The sequence below is a fragment of the Streptomyces sp. NPDC048248 genome (genome assembly GCF_043201875.1).
GTDB lineage: Bacteria > Actinomycetota > Actinomycetes > Streptomycetales > Streptomycetaceae > Streptomyces.
In genome coordinates this window covers 355,122-373,474 of sequence record NZ_JBICZL010000003.1, presented here as the reverse complement: position 1 = coordinate 373,474, position 18,353 = coordinate 355,122, and the positions used below count along the sequence as shown (strand labels likewise).

The 18,353-nt window shown below is 71.7% G+C and carries 19 protein-coding genes; 10 read left to right on the top strand and 9 right to left on the bottom strand.

What is annotated here, in order from left to right; genetic code table 11:
• Positions 1 to 2: 2 nt before the first annotated feature.
• The 4 genes from ACGFZW_RS07750 to ACGFZW_RS07735 are packed head-to-tail and all read right to left on the bottom strand — an operon-like array spanning position 3 to position 4,262.
• Positions 3 to 848 (bottom strand): carbohydrate ABC transporter permease, encoded by an 846-nt coding sequence (locus tag ACGFZW_RS07750; protein ID WP_393892134.1) that lies wholly within the window; start codon positions 846 to 848, stop codon positions 3 to 5.
• Positions 845 to 1,852, bottom strand: coding sequence for a carbohydrate ABC transporter permease (locus ACGFZW_RS07745; RefSeq protein WP_393892133.1), 1,008 nt, complete (start codon positions 1,850 to 1,852; stop codon positions 845 to 847). The genes ACGFZW_RS07750 and ACGFZW_RS07745 overlap by 4 nt, the downstream gene beginning before the upstream one ends.
• Entirely contained in the window at positions 1,849 to 3,174 is a 1,326-nt protein-coding gene (locus ACGFZW_RS07740; protein ID WP_393892132.1) for an ABC transporter substrate-binding protein, read from the bottom strand. Before ACGFZW_RS07740 ends, ACGFZW_RS07745 begins: the two co-directional genes overlap by 4 nt.
• Positions 3,171 to 4,262 carry an exo-alpha-sialidase gene (locus ACGFZW_RS07735; RefSeq protein ID WP_393892131.1) on the bottom strand — a complete coding sequence of 364 codons (1,092 nt, stop codon included), beginning with the start codon at positions 4,260 to 4,262 and terminating at the stop codon, positions 3,171 to 3,173. The genes ACGFZW_RS07740 and ACGFZW_RS07735 overlap by 4 nt, the downstream gene beginning before the upstream one ends.
• 381 nt (positions 4,263 to 4,643) lie before the next feature.
• On the opposite strand from ACGFZW_RS07735, the gene ACGFZW_RS07730 reads away from it, so the two are divergent.
• The 3 genes from ACGFZW_RS07730 to ACGFZW_RS07720 all read left to right on the top strand — a co-directional run bounded on the left by ACGFZW_RS07730 (position 4,644) and on the right by ACGFZW_RS07720 (position 7,805).
• Positions 4,644 to 5,603 (top strand): dihydrodipicolinate synthase family protein, encoded by a 960-nt coding sequence (locus tag ACGFZW_RS07730; protein ID WP_393892130.1) that lies wholly within the window; start codon positions 4,644 to 4,646, stop codon positions 5,601 to 5,603.
• Between the two features lie 123 nt (positions 5,604 to 5,726).
• Positions 5,727 to 6,362, top strand: coding sequence for a hypothetical protein (locus tag ACGFZW_RS07725; RefSeq protein ID WP_393892129.1), 636 nt, complete (start codon positions 5,727 to 5,729; stop codon positions 6,360 to 6,362).
• Between the two features lie 90 nt (positions 6,363 to 6,452).
• Positions 6,453 to 7,805, top strand: a complete 1,353-nt coding sequence (locus ACGFZW_RS07720; protein WP_393892128.1) for an MFS transporter — start codon at positions 6,453 to 6,455, stop codon at positions 7,803 to 7,805.
• Between the two features lie 64 nt (positions 7,806 to 7,869).
• Here ACGFZW_RS07720 and ACGFZW_RS07715 read toward each other — a convergent pair whose 3' ends face one another.
• Entirely contained in the window at positions 7,870 to 8,103 is a 234-nt protein-coding gene (locus tag ACGFZW_RS07715) for a hypothetical protein (protein WP_393892127.1), read from the bottom strand.
• 67 nt (positions 8,104 to 8,170) lie between these two features.
• Here ACGFZW_RS07715 and map point away from each other — a divergent pair, with 67 nt between their 5' ends.
• Together map and ACGFZW_RS07705 are read left to right on the top strand one after the other, a co-directional pair.
• The gene (gene map, locus ACGFZW_RS07710; protein WP_393892126.1) at positions 8,171 to 9,028 is read left to right on the top strand and encodes a type I methionyl aminopeptidase; all 858 of its coding nucleotides are present in this window, start codon (positions 8,171 to 8,173) and stop codon (positions 9,026 to 9,028) included.
• 132 nt (positions 9,029 to 9,160) lie between these two features.
• Complete coding sequence (locus ACGFZW_RS07705; RefSeq protein WP_393892125.1) at positions 9,161 to 9,832, top strand: heme oxygenase (biliverdin-producing); 672 nt, start codon at positions 9,161 to 9,163, stop codon at positions 9,830 to 9,832.
• Positions 9,833 to 9,868: 36 nt separating this feature from the next.
• Here ACGFZW_RS07705 and ACGFZW_RS07700 read toward each other — a convergent pair whose 3' ends face one another.
• Positions 9,869 to 10,552 carry a PhzF family phenazine biosynthesis protein gene (locus ACGFZW_RS07700; protein WP_393892370.1) on the bottom strand — a complete coding sequence of 228 codons (684 nt, stop codon included), beginning with the start codon at positions 10,550 to 10,552 and terminating at the stop codon, positions 9,869 to 9,871.
• 387 nt (positions 10,553 to 10,939) lie between these two features.
• Here ACGFZW_RS07700 and efeO point away from each other — a divergent pair, with 387 nt between their 5' ends.
• Genes efeO through ACGFZW_RS07680 form a run of 4 tightly spaced genes read left to right on the top strand, consistent with a single transcriptional unit; the run spans position 10,940 to position 15,338 of the window.
• On the top strand, positions 10,940 to 12,082 hold the full coding sequence (efeO, locus tag ACGFZW_RS07695; RefSeq protein ID WP_393892124.1) for an iron uptake system protein EfeO: 1,143 nt from the start codon (positions 10,940 to 10,942) through the stop codon (positions 12,080 to 12,082).
• A gap of 24 nt (positions 12,083 to 12,106) precedes the next feature.
• On the top strand, positions 12,107 to 13,450 hold the full coding sequence (gene efeB, locus ACGFZW_RS07690) for an iron uptake transporter deferrochelatase/peroxidase subunit (protein WP_393892123.1): 1,344 nt from the start codon (positions 12,107 to 12,109) through the stop codon (positions 13,448 to 13,450).
• Between the two features lie 48 nt (positions 13,451 to 13,498).
• Complete coding sequence (gene efeU, locus ACGFZW_RS07685; RefSeq protein WP_393892122.1) at positions 13,499 to 14,491, top strand: iron uptake transporter permease EfeU; 993 nt, start codon at positions 13,499 to 13,501, stop codon at positions 14,489 to 14,491.
• On the top strand, positions 14,478 to 15,338 hold the full coding sequence (locus tag ACGFZW_RS07680; protein ID WP_393892121.1) for a hypothetical protein: 861 nt from the start codon (positions 14,478 to 14,480) through the stop codon (positions 15,336 to 15,338). The genes efeU and ACGFZW_RS07680 overlap by 14 nt, the downstream gene beginning before the upstream one ends.
• A gap of 156 nt (positions 15,339 to 15,494) precedes the next feature.
• Here the strand turns inward: ACGFZW_RS07680 and ACGFZW_RS07675 are convergent, their stop codons facing one another.
• Both ACGFZW_RS07675 and ACGFZW_RS07670 read right to left on the bottom strand, forming a co-directional pair.
• Complete coding sequence (locus tag ACGFZW_RS07675) at positions 15,495 to 16,238, bottom strand: bifunctional DNA primase/polymerase (protein ID WP_393892120.1); 744 nt, start codon at positions 16,236 to 16,238, stop codon at positions 15,495 to 15,497.
• A gap of 143 nt (positions 16,239 to 16,381) precedes the next feature.
• Positions 16,382 to 16,978 carry a TetR/AcrR family transcriptional regulator gene (locus ACGFZW_RS07670; protein ID WP_393892119.1) on the bottom strand — a complete coding sequence of 199 codons (597 nt, stop codon included), beginning with the start codon at positions 16,976 to 16,978 and terminating at the stop codon, positions 16,382 to 16,384.
• Between the two features lie 118 nt (positions 16,979 to 17,096).
• On the opposite strand from ACGFZW_RS07670, the gene ACGFZW_RS07665 reads away from it, so the two are divergent.
• Positions 17,097 to 17,297, top strand: coding sequence for a DUF6243 family protein (locus tag ACGFZW_RS07665; RefSeq protein ID WP_393892118.1), 201 nt, complete (start codon positions 17,097 to 17,099; stop codon positions 17,295 to 17,297).
• A 58-nt stretch (positions 17,298 to 17,355) separates the two neighbouring features.
• Here the strand turns inward: ACGFZW_RS07665 and ACGFZW_RS07660 are convergent, their stop codons facing one another.
• Entirely contained in the window at positions 17,356 to 18,342 is a 987-nt protein-coding gene (locus tag ACGFZW_RS07660; protein ID WP_393892117.1) for a small ribosomal subunit Rsm22 family protein, read from the bottom strand.
• Between the last annotated feature and the right edge of the window lie 11 nt (positions 18,343 to 18,353).

Sequence of the window (18,353 nt, the reverse complement as noted above, 5' to 3'; positions counted from 1 at the left end):
TGTCACGCCTTCACACCGCCGTCGGTGAGCCCCGTACGCCAGTAGCGCTGGAGCACGGTCATCAGCACCATCAGCGGCACGACGGACAGGAAAGCGCCGCCCACCGTGTACTGGTAGAGCACCGGTTGGCGGTCGGCGTAGCCGGTCCAGGACGTCAGGCCCAGCTGGATCGGGTAGAGGCGGGAGTCGGAGAGCATCACCAGCGGCAGGAAGAAGTTGTTCCAGATGTGCACGAACTGGAACAGGAAGACGGTCACCAGCGCCGGCGTCATCAGCCGCAGACCCAGACCGGCGAAGATCCGTGCCTCGCCCGCGCCGTCGAGCCTGGCCGCTTCCAGGAGCGCGTCCGGCACCGCCGCGGTCGCGTAGATCCGGCACAGGTAGACGCCGAACGGGCTGACCACGCTCGGGATCAGCACCGCCCAGTAGGTGTTGGACAGGCCCATGGAGCTGAACAGGAAGTACAGCGGCAGGGCCAGTGCGGTGCCGGGAATGAGGACGCCGGCGAGCACCGCGTTGAAGATCGCCTCCCGGCCGCGGAAGGGGAATTTGGCCAGCGCGTAGCCGGCCGCGGCGGACAGCAGGGTCGCGCAGACCGCGCCGATCCCGGCGTACAGCAGGGAGTTGGCGAACCAGCGGGTGTAGATGGCGTCGTCGTAGGTCAGGACGTCAAGGAGGTGGTCGACGGGGTGCGGGTCGGCGAACCAGAAGCCGAAGGTGCCGAAGAGGTCGGCGCTGTTCTTGGTGGCCGAGACGGTCAGCCAGTACACCGGCATCAGGAAGTAGAGCGCGGCGACGGTCAGCAGCGAGGTGGTGAGGATCCGGTGGCGGAGTGGGGTGCGCGTCATCGCCGCCCCTCGGCGCGCCCGCCGGCCAGCCGCAGGAAGCCGAAGGAGAGTGCGCACGCCACGAGCGCGAGCAGCACCGCCTCGGCCGCCGCCACATGCTGGTTGTTGCCGACGAACGCCTCGCTGTAGGCGTGCAGGTTGGGCGTGAACCCGGAGTCGATGGCCGAGGCGAGGGGCCGCAGCACCATCGGCTCTGCGAACAGCTGGAGCGTGCCGATGATGCTGAAGACACCGGTCAGGACGAGCGCGGGCCGGATCAGCGGGATCTTGATGTGCCGGGCGACCTGCCAGGCGTTGGCGCCGTCGATCCGCGCGGCCTCGTACAGCTCCGCGGGCACGGACTTGAGCTGGGCGATCAGCACCAGCATGTTGTAGCCGGTGAACTGCCAGGTGACGATGTTGGCGATGGACCACAGGACGGTGCCGGAGGAGAGGAAGTCGACGTCCCAGCCGACGGATCGGGCGATCTCGACCAGCGGGCTGATGCCGGGGACGTAGAGGAAGCCCCACAGGATCGAGGCGATCACTCCGGGGACGCCGTACGGCAGGAAGAACGCGCTGCGGAAGAAGGTGACGCCGCGGGCGCCGGCGCTCTCCAGGAGCAGCGCCAGCACGGTGGCGAGGACGATCATCAACGGGATCTGCACGGCGCCGAAGAGCAGCACCCGGCCGAAGCCGGCGAGGAAGCGGTCGTCGGCGAGGGCGTGGGCGTAGTGATCGAGGCCGGTGAACACCTCGCGTTCGCGGCCCAGGCCGAGCGGTCCGGTCCGCTCGGTGCGGTACAGGCTCTGGTGGACGGCGTAGACGATGGGCGCGACGAAGCAGAGGGCGAAGAGGGCCAGGAAGGGCAGCACGAACCCGGCGGCCACACGGGCGTTGCGGGCTTCGCTACGGCCGCGGCGGCGCCGGCGGGCGGACCGGCGTGGCGGCCGGGCGCCGGCCTCGCGCGGGGCCGGCGGGCCGGTGTCCGCCCGGCTCAGGGTGTCCCGGTCGGACCCGCTCATCCGCCGCTCTCCACCTTCAGGCCCTTGCCCTTGAGGTCGGAGACGGTCTGGGCCTGGACCTTCTTCAGTACGGCGCGGAAGGAGCCGCCGTCGGCGAGCGCGTCGGTGAAGGCGTCGCCGAGCCGCTGGTAGAGGGTGTCCACGCCGGGCCCCCACCGCCAGCTGGTGTCGACGTGCGCGCCCGCGTCCGCGAAGACCCTGCTGTAGGTCTGGCCGCCGAAGAACTCCTTGTGGACGTCGAGATCGGCGGTGGTGTAGCCCTTCTTGGCGCTGGGGAAGCCGTAGCCGCCGTCGATCAGCAGCGCGATGGATTCCGGGTCGGTGTTGAGCCAGACGGCGAAGTCGAGGGCGTCCTCGGGGTACCGCGACTTCTTGAAGACGGCCGTCGTGGAGCCGCCCCAGTTGGCCTGCGCGTCCGCGCCGGCCCGCCACTGCGGCATCGGCGCAGCCCGCCAGGCGCCCTTGGTGCCCGGTGCGTTGCCGGCCAGCAGCGCGTCGCCCCAACTCGCCCCGATCCAGGCGGGGACGGCCCCGGTCTGCACGTCCTTGTACCAGGCGTTCTGGCGGTCCGGGATGGTCTTGACGAGCTTCCGCCTGACCAGCGCCTCCCAGTAGTCGGCGACCTTCCGGGTGGGTTCGTCGTCGAGGTGCACGATCCAGGTGTCGCCGTCGGTGGCGTACCACTTGGCGCCCGCCTGCCAGGCCAGGCCGGCGAAGCGGTTGCCGTTGGTGGGGGCGAAGGTCTCGATCCAGGCGCCCTTCGCGCGGATCGCCCTGGCGGCACTCTCGTAGTCGTCCCAGGTCTTCGGGACCGGCACGCCCCACTTGTCGAAGAGGTCCTGGCGGACGAACAGGCCCATCGGTCCGGATGCCTGGGGGATGGCGTAGACGCCCTTGCCGAAGACGGACTGCTGCCACTGCCAGCCGGAGAACCGGCCCTTGTGGCGGGCGGCGCCGAGCGGGCCGAGGTCCAGCAGGCCGTCGTCGAGCAGGAAGCCGGGGACCACGGGGTATTCGATCTGCCCCAGGTCCGGCGGGTTGCCCGCCTTGATGGCGGCGTGCATCTTCGCGTACTGCTGGCCGTTGACGGCGGAGACCTTCTCGACCGCGACCTGCACCTCGGGGTTCTCGCGGTTCCACAGGTCCACGGGCTTGTCGATGCCCGGTACCCAGGACCAGAAGGTCAGGGTGATCTTCTGGCCCTTCTTGCGCTCACGGGGCACGTCGCCCTCGCCGCCGCCGCAGCCGGCGAGCGCGAACCCGGCGGCGGCAGCGGCAGCCCCGCCCAGGACCGTTCTGCGGTGCATGTCGTTGCTGGTCATGCGGGCTCCTCCACGGGGATGCGGCGGAAGGTGATCGTCGAGTAGGCGCTGAAGTCGCCGGTCTCGTAGAGCAGCCCGACGGTCGCGTGGTCGAGGGTGACGAGGTCGCAGTAGGCGGCGGGGAGGCCGGAGACGGTGTGCCGTGCCCGCCAGGTCAGACCGCGGTCCCGGCTGGCGCGGACGGTCATCAGGGCGCGGGCGTCCGGTTCGGCGGGCCCGCAGAAGAGCAGCTCGTCGCGCTCGGCGAGGTACAGCACGCTGCCGTGGACCACCGGCCCGGTGAGACCCGCCTGCGGCCGGAACGGCGTGCGCAGATGCTCGCCGCCGTCGGTGGACACGGCGTCGGCGCGGTGCCAGGCCGCGCCGGACTGGTTGCGGGTGTTCAGGTAGAGGCAGCCGTCGGGGAGTTCGGCCGCGGTGGTCTCGTTGGGGGCGACGGAGGGATGGCTGTCGCTGTCGGTGTAGCCGATCCGCCAGGTGACGCCGTCGTCGTCGCTGAGCAGCGCGTGGCCGCCGTTGTAGCGGGGTTCGACGCCGGTGTGAGCGGGGTCCTCGGGCGGGGTGGAGTGGTTGGCGGGAACCACCAGCCGGCCGGCGTACGTGCCCCGGCGCAGCCGCACCGCATGGCCGGGCCCGGTGGCGTACCACCGCCAGTCCGGCCGCTTGGCCATGTCGGTGAGGTCGCGCGGCGCGCTCCAGGTCGTGCCTTCGTCGTCGCTGTGCTGGAGCCACACCCTGCGGCCGTCGGCCGCGGAGACCTGCCCGCGCCGGATGCGGTCCTCGGTGGCGTCGGCGGCGTTGTGGACCTGGAGCAGCAGCACCCGCCCACCGGCCAGGACCAGCGGCGCCGGATTGCCCGCGGTGCCGCTGCCGTTGCGGGCGACGACCTGGAGCGGGCCCCAGGTACGACCGCCGTCGGCGGAGCGTTTGAGGACGATGTCGATGTCGCCGGAGTCGGCGGCCGAGGAGACCCGCCCCTCCGCGAAGGCGAGGACGGCCCCGGAGCGGGACCGGACGACGGCCGGGATGCGAAAGCTCGCATATCCCTCGGTCCCGGCCCGGTACGGCACTGAACTCTCGTACGCCACGGGTCACCCCCAACGGCCGGACGTAGGACGTCCCTTGTCCTGTTTCGTGACCTTAGAGAGCGCCCAACTGACCGTCAAGACACCCGACATGGCCCCTTTTCCGACCGGTGAACGGCGGCCGGCATCGCGATGAAGACCCGGTTCCGGCGGGACTCGCGCCAGGGACGCGGCGTACGGGCAGGCCGATGCCGTGCGCCCGCCCGTTGACGTCGGGCAGGAGCGGTGACGTGCCCCCGGACCGGTGACGTACCGCCGCCGTACCGGCGCACCGTTGACCGGCGGACCGCGCCCGCGTCTATTGTGGCGTCGACACCGGACATCCCATGTCCCACGTCTCGCGGTGGCTTCCCGCCCGGCCGCCGCACGGCCGCTGGAGCGCCCATGCCACTGCCCGCACCGCTGCACGGCGTCATCCCGCCGGTCTGCACCCCGCTCGACGCGCGCGGCGAGGTGGACACCGCCTCCCTGACACGCCTGGTGCACCACCTCCTGGACGGCGGGGTGCACGGGCTGTTCGCGCTCGGCTCCACCAGCGAGGTCGCCTACCTCACCGACGCCCGGCGCGCCCTCGCCCTGGAGACCGTGGTGAAAGCCGCCGCGGGCCGGGTGCCGGTGCTCGCCGGCGCCATCGACACCACCACCTCGCGGGCCGTGGCCCAGGCCGGTACCGCCGCCGCCCTGGGCGCCGACGCCCTGGTGGTCACCGCGCCGTTCTACACCCGCACCCACCCGCGGGAGATCGCCGCGCACTTCCGCCACATCCGCGCGACGGTGGACCTGCCGCTGTTCGCCTACGACATTCCCGTCGCTGTGCACAGCAAGCTGTCCACAGAGCTGGTGCACGAACTGGCCGCGGACGGCACGCTCGCCGGGGTCAAGGACAGCAGCGGCGACGAGGGCGCGCTGCGCCGCCTGATCGTCGCCCTCGGTGGCCGCACCGGCCGCCGCACCGGCCGGGCGCCGGGCTTCGCCGTCCTCACCGGTTCCGAACTGACCGTGGACGCGGCCCTGTTGGCGGGCGCCGACGGCGTCGTCCCGGGGATCGGCAATGTCGACCCGGCGGGCTACGTACGCCTCTACGACGCCGCGCGGGCCGGGGACTGGGAGCGTGCCGCCGCGGAACAGGAGCGGCTGGTGGCCCTGTTCGCCATGGTCGAGGCCGGTCCTGATTCGGAGATGGGCCGCAGCTCCTCGGCGCTCGGCGCCTTCAAGGCCGCCCTTCGGCTCCTCGGCGTGATCGAGCGGGGAGACACCGCCTTCCCACAGCTCCCGCTGAGCGAGGGGCCTGTCGCCGAGGTCGCGCGCCTGCTCACCGCCGCGGGACTGCCGCCGGTCCGGTGACCCGGGCGGACCCGTAGCTCGCCCCCGCTCACCGCTCAACTGCCGCCGGAGCCAGGTCCCGTACGGGTGACAGCAAGGGAACCACCTCCCGCGAGGCGGCGCGCTGCGGCAGGATGCCGGGCCATGGATGCCGTACGGGTCGCCCTGCTGCGTGAGGTCCTCGCCGGAACCGAGTGGGTCCAGGCCACCCGCCACTTCGCGGGATCGCTGCGTGCCTCCGTCGCGCCGCACGGCGGTGGGTTGCTGCTGGTCGGCAGCGCCGCCTACGAGCCCTGGCACCTGGCCGCACATCTGGACGACGAGGCCGCCTGGTCCGGCCTTCCGGAGCTTTCGCCGACACTCGTGCGGCACCGCGTCCCCAGCGGCCGGCCGGCCCACCTGTCGGTCGGGCTGGGCAGGCTGGAGGCGGCGGGACGCGGCGAGACCCTGCTGGTGGTCACCCCGGAGCAGCCGGGGGCCGAGCTGCTGGAGCGGGTGCACGACGCCCGGCGCAACGGCGCGACGGTCCTCGCCCTGGACGCCGGCGACCGCGATCTGCGCGCCCTGGCCCACGACGCCCTCGCCGCGCCGCCGGCAGCGTCCGGTGACGTCAACGACGCCGAGGTGGCCCAGGACCTCGACCTCGACACCCTCCAGCATCTGGTGAGCGCGGCCGCCGGGGAGAACGGCGTGCCCGCGCCGCGCCGGCACCGCCGCTTCCGCGACCGGCTCACCCGGCTCGCCGAGGAGCTGACCTCGCCCCCGCCACCACGCTGGTGACGGCCCTGGCCGATCTCCCCCGGCCACCCACGGCCCGGCCACCGCAAAATGCTTTGCGCCGCCCGGCACCCGCGCGGACGATGGTGCGTCGTGACCTCCGCCCCTCCCCCACCGTCCCGCCGTCGCGCGGCCGCTCTGCTGCCGGACCTGGCGCCCTGGCGCTCCTCCCGCGACTTCCGGCTGATGTGGTGGGCGGGCGCGATCACCGTCTTCGGCAGCTTCCTGACCTTCGTCGCGGTGCCGTTGCAGCTCAAGGAGCTGACCGACTCCACTCTCGCGGTCGGGTCGCTGGGCGCCGTCGAGATCGTGCCGCTCATCGTCTGCGGCCTCTACGGCGGCGCGCTCGCCGACGCCGTGGACCGGCGCCGGCTCATCGTCAGGACCGAGGCCGCGCTCGGCGCGCTGGCGGTCCTGCTGCTGCTCAACAGCCTGCTGCCGGACCCGATGGTGTGGCCGCTGTACGTGATCACCGCGGCATCCAGCGCGCTGACCGGTCTGCAGCGCCCCGCACTGGACGCGATCGTCCCCCGCATCGTCGCGCGCGAGCAGCTCGCCGCGGCCGCAGCGCTGAACGCACTGCGCTGGCAGGTCGGCGCCATCGCGGGACCGGCGCTGGCGGGCGGGCTGGTCGCCTACGCCGGGGTGCGCTGGGCGTACGGGATCGATGTCGTGACGTACGCCGCGTCGGTGCTGCTCGGACTGAAGCTGCGCCCGTCGCCCGCCTCGCACGACGCCAGGAAGCCGTCGCTGCGCGGTATCGCCGAGGGCGCGCGCTACGCCTGGAGCCGTAAGGAGCTGCTGGGCACCTACGCCGTCGATCTCACGGCGATGGTGTTCGCCTTCCCGCTCGCGATCTTCCCCTTCCTCGCGGACGACCTGGACGCCCCCTGGGCACTCGGGCTGATGTATGCGGCGTTGCCCGCGGGGTCCTTCCTGGTGAGCCTGACCAGCGGCTGGACGTCGCGCGTCCAGCGGCAGGGCCGTGCGGTCGTGCTGGCGGCCGCCGGGTGGGGGCTGGCGATCACCGCCGCCGGGCAGATGCACGACGTCCGGCTGGTGCTGCTGTTCCTGACGCTGGCCGGCTCCTGCGACATGATCAGCGGCATCTTCCGCTCGGCGATGTGGAATCAGACGATCCCCGACGAGCTGCGGGGCCGGCTGGCCGGCATCGAGCTGCTGTCGTACTCCGTGGGCCCGCAGCTGGGCCAGGTCCGGGTCGGCGGGATGGCGGCCCTGACGACCGTACGGACGTCGGTCTGGGCGGGCGGGGTGCTGTGCTTCGTGGCCGTCGGGCTGCTGGCGCTGGCCCTGCCGAAGCTGATGGCGTACGACGCCAGGACCGACGAGCACGCGCGGCGGATGCGAGAGCGTCGGGCGGCCGAGGACGGCGCCCCCGGGCGGACCGGCGCGCCGGAGCCCGACCCGGACCCGGCGCCGTCCTGACGCCGGACGGCCAGGGGCCGTAGGGCGGGCGCCCAGCGAATGCCGCCCCTTGGCCCCGGGGGGCCTAGGTCGCGTCCCCCTCGTCCCCCTTGGCCTTGTCATGCCACTTGGGGTCGTTCTCCCACTCCAGGTTGCGCTCGCGGGCCGTCTCCATGGCGTGCGCGGCCTCCTCGCGGCTGTCGTAGGGGCCGAAGCGGTCGGCTGCCCGGCATTCGGGGCCCTCCTCGACCGTTCCGTGCTTGAGGCAGTAGTACCACTCGCCGGTTTTGCCGACCGTACGCCTCTTGAACAGCGCCATTACCGCCTCCTCTGGGTAACTCCCGTGCCGCCATCCTGCCCGAAGCCCCGCGGATACACTCGTTGTCATGTCTGGCCAGTCGCTTCTTGTCCCGGGGACCATCTCCCCCACCCGCCCCGTGCCCTCCTCGATCCCCCGCCCCGAGTACGTCGGGAAGGCCGCGCCGACCCCTTACAAGGGGCCCGAGGTGCAGGACGCCGAGACGATCGAGCGGATGCGGATCGCCGGCCGGATCGCCGCGCAGGCGATGGAGGAGGCCGCCAAGCTCATCGAGCCGGGCGTGACGACCGATGAACTGGACCGGGTGGCCCATGAGTTCATGTGCGACCACGGCGCCTACCCCTCGACGCTCGGCTACCGCGGCTTCCCCAAGTCCCTGTGTTCCTCGCTCAACGAGGTCATCTGCCACGGCATCCCGGACTCGACCGTCCTCCAGGACGGCGACATCGTGAACCTCGACGTCACCGCCTACATCAACGGTGTGCACGGCGACAACAACGCCACCTACCTGTGCGGCAACGTGGACGAGGAGTCCAAGCTGCTGGTCGAGCGCACCCGCGAGGCGCTCCACCGCGCGATCAAGGCCGTCAAGCCGGGCCGGCAGATCAACATCATCGGCCGGGTCATCGAGTCCTACGCCAAGCGGTTCGGCTACGGCGTGGTCCGTGACTTCACCGGCCACGGCATCAACTCGTCGTTCCACTCCGGCCTGATCGTTCCGCACTACGACAGCCCGCACCACACCACCGACATCCAGCCCGGCATGACCTTCACGATCGAGCCGATGCTGACGCTGGGGTCCTACGACTACGACATGTGGGACGACGGCTGGACGGTCGTGACCAAGGACCGCAAGCGCACCGCGCAGTTCGAGCACACCCTGGTGGTGACGGAGACCGGGGCGGAAATTCTCACGCTTCCCTGATCCCCGGCGGGGGTAGGGTTTTACCGACAGGGCGTCGGGAACCGGTTGACTTAGGTAAGCCTAAGTAGTTTGCTGGGTCCCAGCGGCGATGAACCGTTCCCGTCCGCCCCCCTCGGTTCCCGGAGGTCCGCCTTGGAAGCCCCCAGCCCGACCCCGTCCGCTCCGTTCTCGACGGTCATCCGCACCGCCTCGCACGCGCAGCACACCGAGGCCGAGAACTCCTCCTTCATGAGCGACCTCCTCGGCGGCAAACTCGGCGTCAGCGCCTACCGCCGCTACACCGAACAGCTGTGGTTCGTCTACCGCGCGCTGGAGGACGCCTCCGACGCGCTCACCGACGACCCCGTCGCGGGTCCCTTCATCCGCCCGGAGCTGGCCCGCACCGCCCAGCTGGAGCGCGACCTCGCCCACCTGGGCGGGCCGTCCTGGCGCGCGGGCCTGGAGCCGCTGCCGGCCACCGCCGCGTATGCCGAGCGGGTGTCGCGCTGCGCCCGCGACTGGCCGGCCGGCTATGTCGCCCACCACTACACCCGCTACCTCGGCGACCTCTCCGGCGGCCAGATCATCCGCGGCACTGCCGAGAAGACCTGGGGCTTCGCGCGCAAGGGCGACGGGGTGCGGTTCTACGTCTTCGAGGACATCGCCAACCCGGCCGCCTTCAAGCGTCACTACCGCGAGCTGCTGGACGCCCTGCCGGTCGACGACCTGGAGAAGCAGCGCGTGGTCGACGAGTGCAAGCGGGCCTTCACGCTGAACGGCGAGGTCTTCCGCGAGCTGGGCGAAGAGTTCCCGCTGACTGCCTGACGGACGGGTCACGGGCGGGTGCCCGCAGCCGGCGCACTACGGCGTATCGGCGCGCACCCGCCCACCGACCGCGATCGCGCCGTCCGGATGAGGGCGGGTGAGGATCTGCGATCCGATGCCCTGGCGCACGTCCAGCGCGCGCCCCAGCTCATGCGTCAGCAGCAGCGCGGCCGCGCCGGTGGCCTCGTCCTCGACGATGCCGTCGCCGCGGCGCGGGAAGGCCCGCGCACGGACCACTCCCGCCGCCTCGTCCTGCCAGGCCCAGGCGTAGAGCCAGCCCTCCCCCGGCGGCGGCGCCGGCAGCGCGTCGACCTCGGCCACCGACGCGTACTGCTCGGTCCTGCGGCCGGGCACCCACTCCGCGCGGCCGCACACCCAGGTGAACTCCTCGTCGAAGGTCACCGGGACGTCGCCGGCCGGGGGCCGCAGCATGCGAGGCGGCCGGCCGAGGCTGCGCAGCAGCCAGGCCAGCCCGACGAGCGGATGGCCGGCGAAGGGGAGGCGGACGCTCGGCGTGTGGATGTCGACGGTGCCGCGCGTCTCGTCGTCCAGGAAGACGGTTTCACTGAAGCCGAGTTCGGCGGCCAGCGCGGCACGCGCCGCACGGTCGGGGACGGCCGCGCCGTCGCGCACCACTCCCAGTGGGTTGCCGCCCGTCCCGCCCGGCCCGCAGAACACGCGCAGCACATCCAGTTCGAGCTTCCGGCCATCGCATCCGATCACCCGTCCATTCAACAGCACGTCCCCGTAAGGGAATCCGGGACGCGGCACCGCCCGGCGGAGCCCGTTCACCGGAGCCGTGGACGCCACGGAGGCGCGGGACGGCACGGCTGCCGGGCGGAACCTGTTCGCCTCGGAACGGCTGATCGCCTCGTACGGGCGCCGTACGTACCGGCCGCCGCGCGCGGGCCCCCTCCCCCGCCCGCCTTGACCAGTCCTTGAAGGTCCCTTGACAGACCCCCTGTCGGACCGTGACCGAGTCGTAGCTCATGAGAGCCGAATCACTGGACACGGGGGGAAGCATTCAGGTAAGCCTCGGATAAGTTAGGGCCGCCTTAGTGGCGTAGTCCCCCGTTCCCGCACCGACAGACCCGCCTGGAGCCCCACATGCGAGCCCTCCGCTCCTCCGCCGTTGCCGCGATCGCCGTGGCCACGACCCTCACCGCCGTCGCCGGCTGCGCCGAGAAGAGCGACGCCAAGGGCGGCGGCAAGGGTGCGATCGAGGTGACGGCCACCGACACCGGCTGCGAGGTCTCCGCGAAGGAGTTCCCCGCAGGTCACGTCCGGTTCGCGGTGCAGAACAAGGGCTCCAAGGTCACCGAGGTCTACGTCTACGCCCCGGGCGACCGGATCGTCACCGAGCGGGAGAACATCGGCCCCGGCACCCGGGCCGAGATCACCGCCGAGATCAAGGCCGGCTCGTACCAGATCGCCTGCAAGCCCGGCATGAAGGGCGACGGCATCCGTCAGAAGGTCACGGCGAGCGGCAAGGGCGCGACCGCGAAGCGCGACCCCCGGCTGGACGCCGCGGTCGCCGCCTACCGGCGTTACGTCCAGGAGCAGGCGGACGAGACGCTGCCCAAGGCCGAGAAGTTCGCCGACGCCGTGAAGGCGGGCGACATCGCAGCCGCGAAGAAGGCGTACGCCGTCTCCCGCATCGGCTGGGAGCGCACCGAACCGGTCGCCGAGTCCTTCGGCGACATCGACCCCAAGGTCGACGTCCGCGAGGACGGCCTGGAGGACGGCCAGAAGTGGACCGGCTGGCACAAGCTGGAGCAGTCGCTGTGGGAGACCGAGAAGCTCTCCGCCGCCGACACCGAGCTCGCCGACCGGCTGATCAGCGACCTCAAGGACTGGCAGAAGCGGGTCGGCAAGGCCGAGATCACCCCGACCAGCATGGCCAACGGCGCCAAGGAGCTGCTCGACGAGGTCTACACCGGCAAGGTCACCGGTGAGGAGGAGCGCTACAGCCACACCGACCTGGTCGACTTCCAGGCCAACGTGGACGGCGCGCGCAAGGCGTACGAGCTGCTCAAGCCGGTCGCGGCGAAGAACGACGCGGCGCTGGCCAAGGAACTGGACAAGCAGTTCACGGCGATCGACAAGCAGTTGGACGCCTACCGCGAGGGTGACGGCTTCGTCTCGTACGACACCGTCGACAAGGGCGAGAAGAAGGAACTCTCCGACGGCGTCAGCGCGCTGGCCGAGCCGCTGTCGAAGCTGGCCGCCGCCGTGGCGACCGACAAGTAGTCCATCGCGGAGCAGGGAGTCACGATGACGACGGACGGTCAGCGACAGGAGACGGCGGACGCCCCGGCGACGGGCACCGCAGGCGCCGGCGCGAAGGACGACCCGGCGGCCGCCCCCGGCGGCCGCACGCCGTCCCGGCGCGCGCTGCTGGGATGGGGCGGCGCGGGGCTGGCGCTCGGCGCGGTCGCGGCCGGCGGCACGGCAGCGGCGCTGCGCACCGGCAGCGACGCCCAGCCGGCCGCGGCGGACGCGACCGCGGGCGCCGCGGTGCCCTTCCACGGCCGGCACCAGGCCGGGATCGCCACCGCCGTCCAGGACCGGCTGCACTTCGCCGCGTTCGATGTCACCACCGACGACCGCGAGGAGCTGATCGCGCTGCTCAAGGAGTGGACGAAGGCCGCGGCGCGGATGACGGCGGGGGACGCGGTCGGTGACGGGGCGGTCGGCGGGCTCGCCGAGGCGCCGCCGGACGACACCGGTGAGGCGCTCGGTCTGCCGCCGTCCCGGCTCACCCTGACGTTCGGGATCGGCCCCTCCCTCTTCGAGAAGGACGGCAAGGAGCGGTTCGGGCTCGCCGCCCGGCGGCCCGAAGCGCTGATCGAGCTCCCGAAGTTCCCCGGCGACAACCTCGACCGGACCCGCAGCGACGGTGATCTGTGTGTGCAGGCATGCGCGGACGACCCGCAGGTCGCGGTGCACGCGATCCGCAACCTGGCCCGCATCGGCTTCGGCAAGGTCGCGATCCGCTGGTCGCAGCTCGGCTTCGGCAAGACCTCATCGACCACCCCCGACGCGCACACGCCGCGCAACATGTTCGGCTTCAAGGACGGCACCCGCAACATCGCGGGGACCGACGACGCGGCCCTCGCCGAGCACGTGTGGGTGGGCGAGAAACCCGACGCGGGCTGGATGGCCGGCGGTTCGTACCTGGTTGCCCGCCGGATCCGGATGCGCATCGAGACCTGGGACCGCACTCCGCTCAAGGAGCAGGAGGAGATCTTCGGCCGGGACAAGGGCGAGGGCGCTGCGGTCGGCAGGAAGCACGAGCGGGACGAGCCGCATCTGAAGTCGATGCTGCCGACCGCGCACGTGCGGCTCGCGCACCCGGACTCCAACGGCGGGGCGCGCATCCTGCGGCGCGGCTACTCCTTCACCGACGGCACCGACGGTCTGGGACGGCTGGACGCCGGACTGTTCTTCCTCGCCTACCAGCGCGACGTCCGTGACGGCTTCGTACCGTTGCAGCGGAATCTGGCGCGTAACGACGCGCTCAACGAGTACATCCAGCACGTGGGTTCAGCGGTCTTCGCGGTACCGCCGGGCGTCCGGAACGCGGACGACTGGTGGGGCCGGGCACTGTTCGCCTGAGGTTGCCGACACCGTGGAAGACGCCATGAAGGAAGGAAAGGGACCGACGTGTTCGGCAACTACCTGATCGGACTGCGCGAGGGGCTGGAAGCCAGTCTCGTCGTGTGCATCCTCATCGCCTATCTGGTCAAGACCGGCCGGCGGGAGGCGCTGCGGCCGGTCTGGATCGGCATCACGCTGGCCGTTGTGCTGTCGTTCGCCTTCGGCGCGGCGCTCCAGTTCGGCTCGCAGACGCTGACGTTCACGGCGCAGGAGGCCCTCGGCGGCTCCCTGTCGATCATCGCGGTGTGCCTGGTGACGTGGATGGTCTTCTGGATGCGGCGCACCGCGCGGCATCTGAAGCAGGAGCTGCACGGCAAGCTGGACGCGGCGCTGTCCCTGGGCACCACGGCGCTGGTGATCACCGCGTTCCTGTCGGTGGGCCGCGAGGGGCTGGAGACTGCCCTGTTCGTGTGGACCGCCGCGCAGTCCGCGCAGGACGGCGTACGTCCGCTGATCGGCGCGCTGCTGGGCCTGCTGACGGCGGTCGTGCTGGGCTGGCTGTTCTACCGCGGTGCGGTGCGGATCAACCTGGCGAAGTTCTTCACCTGGACCGGCGGGATGCTGGTGGTCGTGGCGGCGGGCGTGCTGGCGTACGGCTTCCACGATCTGCAGGAGGCGGAGTTCCTGCCGGGCCTGCACCAGCGGGCGTTCGACATCAGCGAGCAGCTCCCCGCCGACAGCTGGTACGGCACGCTCCTGAAGGGCATCTTCAACTTCCAGCCGGATCCGACCGTCCTTCAGGTCACGGTGTGGGCTCTGTATCTGATCCCCACTCTCGCCCTCTTCCTCGCCCCCGGTAGGGTTGCGCCGAATCGTGCCACCCCGGCGGCCTCCCCGTCCGCCCCGGTCGCCCCGAAGGAGCCCGAGCCCCATGACACGCAGGTCGCCGTTCCGGGTGCCCGCAACACTGACGTCGGCAGCGGCGGCGCTGGTGATACTGAGCGGGTGCATGACGGTGCACGGCGAAAGGGTGAAGCTGCCGGCGGTGACGGAGGCTGAGGGCGCCAAGGCGCTCCAGCGCTTCGCCGAGGGCTTCAACAAGGCCAACAGCCGGCTCGATCCCTCGGTGAACCCCTCGTACGAGTCGGGGGCGCTGCTGGCCATCGACCAGGCGGGCATCAAGGCCGCGCACGCCGTCCGGCCGCAGGGCAACCCGAACTTCACCCCGCTGACGTTCAAGGACGCGCACTTCACGGTGCCCAAGCAGGCGGGCTGGCCGAAGTACTTCGTCGCGGACGCCGTCAGCAACCGCAAGAACAGCCGCTGGTACCTGGTGTTCAGCCGGGACGGCATCGACGCCAAGTGGCGTGCGGTGTATCTGGCGACGTTCGCCGGCAATGCGGCACCGCAGTTCAAGACGGACAAGGACGGCTACGCCGAGGCGGTGCCGGCCGGTTCCCCGTCCGGTCTGGCGGTGGCGCCCGGCAAGCTGAGCCAGCGGTACGCCGACTACCTCAACACCGGCAAGGGCGAGCTGTTCGCGCCCGGCCGGAACACCGACGGCTGGCGCGCGACCCGGGCCAGGGACGCCGACCAGCTGGGCGCCCACATCCAGTGGCAGGACCGGCCCGCGGCCTTCCCGCCGGTGGCGCTGCGGCTGAAGGACGGCGGGGCGCTGGTGTTCTTCTCGACCTACTACCACCAGCAGAAGACGGTCGCCGAGGGCTTGACGATCAAGGTGCCGCCGAGCCTCCAGGGCATCGTGCAGGGCCCCGCGAAGAAGACCAACAAGATGACCTTCACCACCGTGTCGGGCCAGACCGTCGAGGTGCCGGCCAAGGACTCCGGGGGCAAGGTCGTCGTGCTGAACCGCATCGAGGCGAAGACGTCGGCGAAGGCGCTGTAACGGGTGTGACGGACGGCCGCGGAGGGTGCGCCGCCGTGTCGGGGGTCGCCGGGTGTCCGGCGGCCCCTTCGGCGTCTTCCGTGAGGTCCGTGACGCGGTGCGTACGGATGCGTGCGGGACCGGACCGTTCGTACGGCCCGCAGGCTTCCGGGGGCGTCAGCGGCCGATCGGCCAGGCCGCCGACTCGTGGTGGGGTTCGCGGTCGAGGAACTCGGCGCAGGCGTCGGTGAGCGACTCCAGCAGCGTCAGCGGGTCGGGCAGCGGCAGTTCGGGGCCGCGCAGCCAGCTCACGGCCGGCTGGTCACCGGGCAGCTCGGAGGGCGGCAGCAGCACATAGCTGCCGCGGCAGTGCCAGCGCAGGCCCGGGTGTTCGTCCAGCGTCTCGGGGTGGCAGTCCAGCTCGCAGGGCCACCACTCGTCCTCGTCGTCCGGGGTGCCGCGGGTGGCGGTGAAGAACAGCATCCGGCCGTCGCGGGTACCGCTGCCGCTGAGGGTGATCGGTCCGACGTCGATGCCTGCCGCGTCCAGCCGGCCCAGGGCGCTGCGGCCCGCTTCGACGGGGACGTCGAGCACGTCGTGGATGATGCCGGTGGCGGTGATGAAGTTGGCGTGCGGGAGGGTGCGCAGCCAGGTGGCGACCTTGTCGCGGTCGGTGGTGGCGACGGTCTGCCAGCCGAAAGAGATCGGATGCCGGCCAGGGGTGGGACACCCGATGCGTTCACAGGAACAGCCGTAGCCGGAGGGGTGCGCTGCCGGGGCGATGGGGAAACCCGCGTCGGCGGCCGCCAGCAGCAGGTCCTCACGGCCGCGCGCGGCCGTCGATCCCGTGTCCGTATCGCCGCCGTCCGATCCGCTCTTCGGCCGGCGCAGCCACTGGGAGAACCTGCTCTTGCGTTCCATCTATCCCCTCACTTCGAGCGGTGGTCTGGGATCAATGCTGCCACCATCCTGCGCCTCGGGTGACCGGTGTGCGGATCCGGGGTGAACGAAGAACCGACGAATGGGGGCATTTGCCCACATCATCATCAGGTCGGCGTGAACTTTCAGGGGCGCGCCCGCAGGCCACGCAGCGCCAGGTCCACCAGGGTGTCGACGAACTCGTGGGTCAGCTCACCGGTGCGCATCAGCCATCGCTGTGAGAAGGGACTCAGGACCATTTCCGCTGCGATGCGGGGATCGACGTCGGGGGCCAGCTCGCCCGCCTCCTGGGCCGCCCGCACCCGGTCGGTGTAGGCACTGATACCGGGCTCCAGGAGCCGGGAGACGAAGGTGCGGGACAGCTCCTCGTCGTTCGCGCCGGCCACCGCGAGGGCGCGGTAGGGGGCCTGGAACGCCGGGTCGTTGAACTCGTCCGCCGTGGCACGCAGTACGGACTTCAGGTCGGCCGCCAGGTCGCCGGTGTTCGGCATGGCCTCCCCGTAGCCGTCCACGTCGACGGTGAAGGCGTCCAGCAGGACGGCGGCCTTCGAGGGCCACCAGCGGTAGATCGTCTGCTTGCCCACCCCCGCCCGGGAGGCGATTCCTTCGATCGTGAGCTTGTCGTAGCCGACCTCGCCGACGAGCGCGAGGGCGGCGTCGAAGATCGCGCGACGCGAGCGCTCACTGCGGCGCGAGGCATCGGGGGGTGTCTTGTTGGCCATGGGTGAAGTCTAGCCACGTGAGGCGAGACGTATCGTCTTGACAAGACGCAGCGTCTCGCCTCATTCTGAACCAGAAGCGAGACGGTGCGTCTCGTTCGACCGGTGAAGGGATCACCTCATGAGCAAGGGAAAAGCGGGCGGCATGCTCGGCGTCGGCGGCACCCGCAGCAAGCTCTCCCGCGGCGCGCTGCGCGGCGGTGCGAGCGGCGGCACGCACGGCGGCCGGCCCGATCCGCAGGCACAGCGCCGCGAACTGCTGCGCAAGCTCCAGGAAGCGCGGACGGAAAGGTCCGAGCCGTCGAAGGACGGCGACGCGTGAGCACTGCCGGCCGCGGGCCGAGGCCGTCGCCCCGGCCCGCGGCGGAGGGGTACAGAGGTCAGGAACGCGGCCAGTCGTCGCCCCAGGCGGCGTCCCGGGCCGCGCGGTAGAGGTCGCCGTGCCGCTTGGTGACCGTGGCGCGCTGCAGCCCCTCCTCCGCGGTGCACAGGTCCAACAACACCTGGCCCTTGCGGAGTTGGGGCTTGCGGACGATACGGGAGGGGGCCGGGGAGGCGTCCGCCCTGGTGGCGGCGACGTAGCTGTACTTCTCGTCCTCGTACGGGAGGGAGCCGCCCTTGACCTGGCGGTGGAGGGAGGAACGGCTGACCCGGGCCGCGAAGTGGCACCAGTCCCCGGCGGCTCCTGCAGGCGGGGGGTTCCCCGCGCCGGAGATGATCGGGCAGGTGTCGCTGTGCGGGCAGGGCGCGACGATCCGCAGCCCGGCCTCGACGAGCTGCTCGCGGGCCGCGATGATGCGGCGATAGCCCTCGGGGGTGCCCGGTTCGATCAGCACCACGGTATGTGCGGTCGACGCGGCGGCCACCACGGCCCGCCGGGCCTCCGGCCGCAGCTCGCCCAGGACGTAGGACACGGTCACCAGGTCCGTATCCGCCGGGACCGCCAGCGATTCGTCGATGACCTGCCGCTGCCACCGGACATCCGGCAGCACCCCGTCCGCCAGCTCACGGCCGAGGTCGAGTGCGGGCTGCGCCCAGTCGAGGACGGTGCTCTGATGCCCCTTCCAGGTGGCCGCGGCGGCCCAGGTGGCGGCGCCGGTGCCGCCACCGATGTCCACATGGGTGGCCGGCGACCACTGCGGCAGCCGCTCGGCGAAGGCGCCCAGCGCGGCCCGTACCGCCTCGAAGGTCGCCGGCATCCGGTAGGCGGCGTACGCGGCGACATCGGCGCGGTCCCTGAGCACCGGTGCGTCGGTGGGCGTACGGCCCCGGTAGTTGACGATCAGCCGCTCGACGGCCTGCACGGCCTGCTTGGGCGGCAGGCCGTCGAGCAGGACGGCCAGTGCGGCCCGCAGTTCCTCGTGCATTCGGAAAAGTC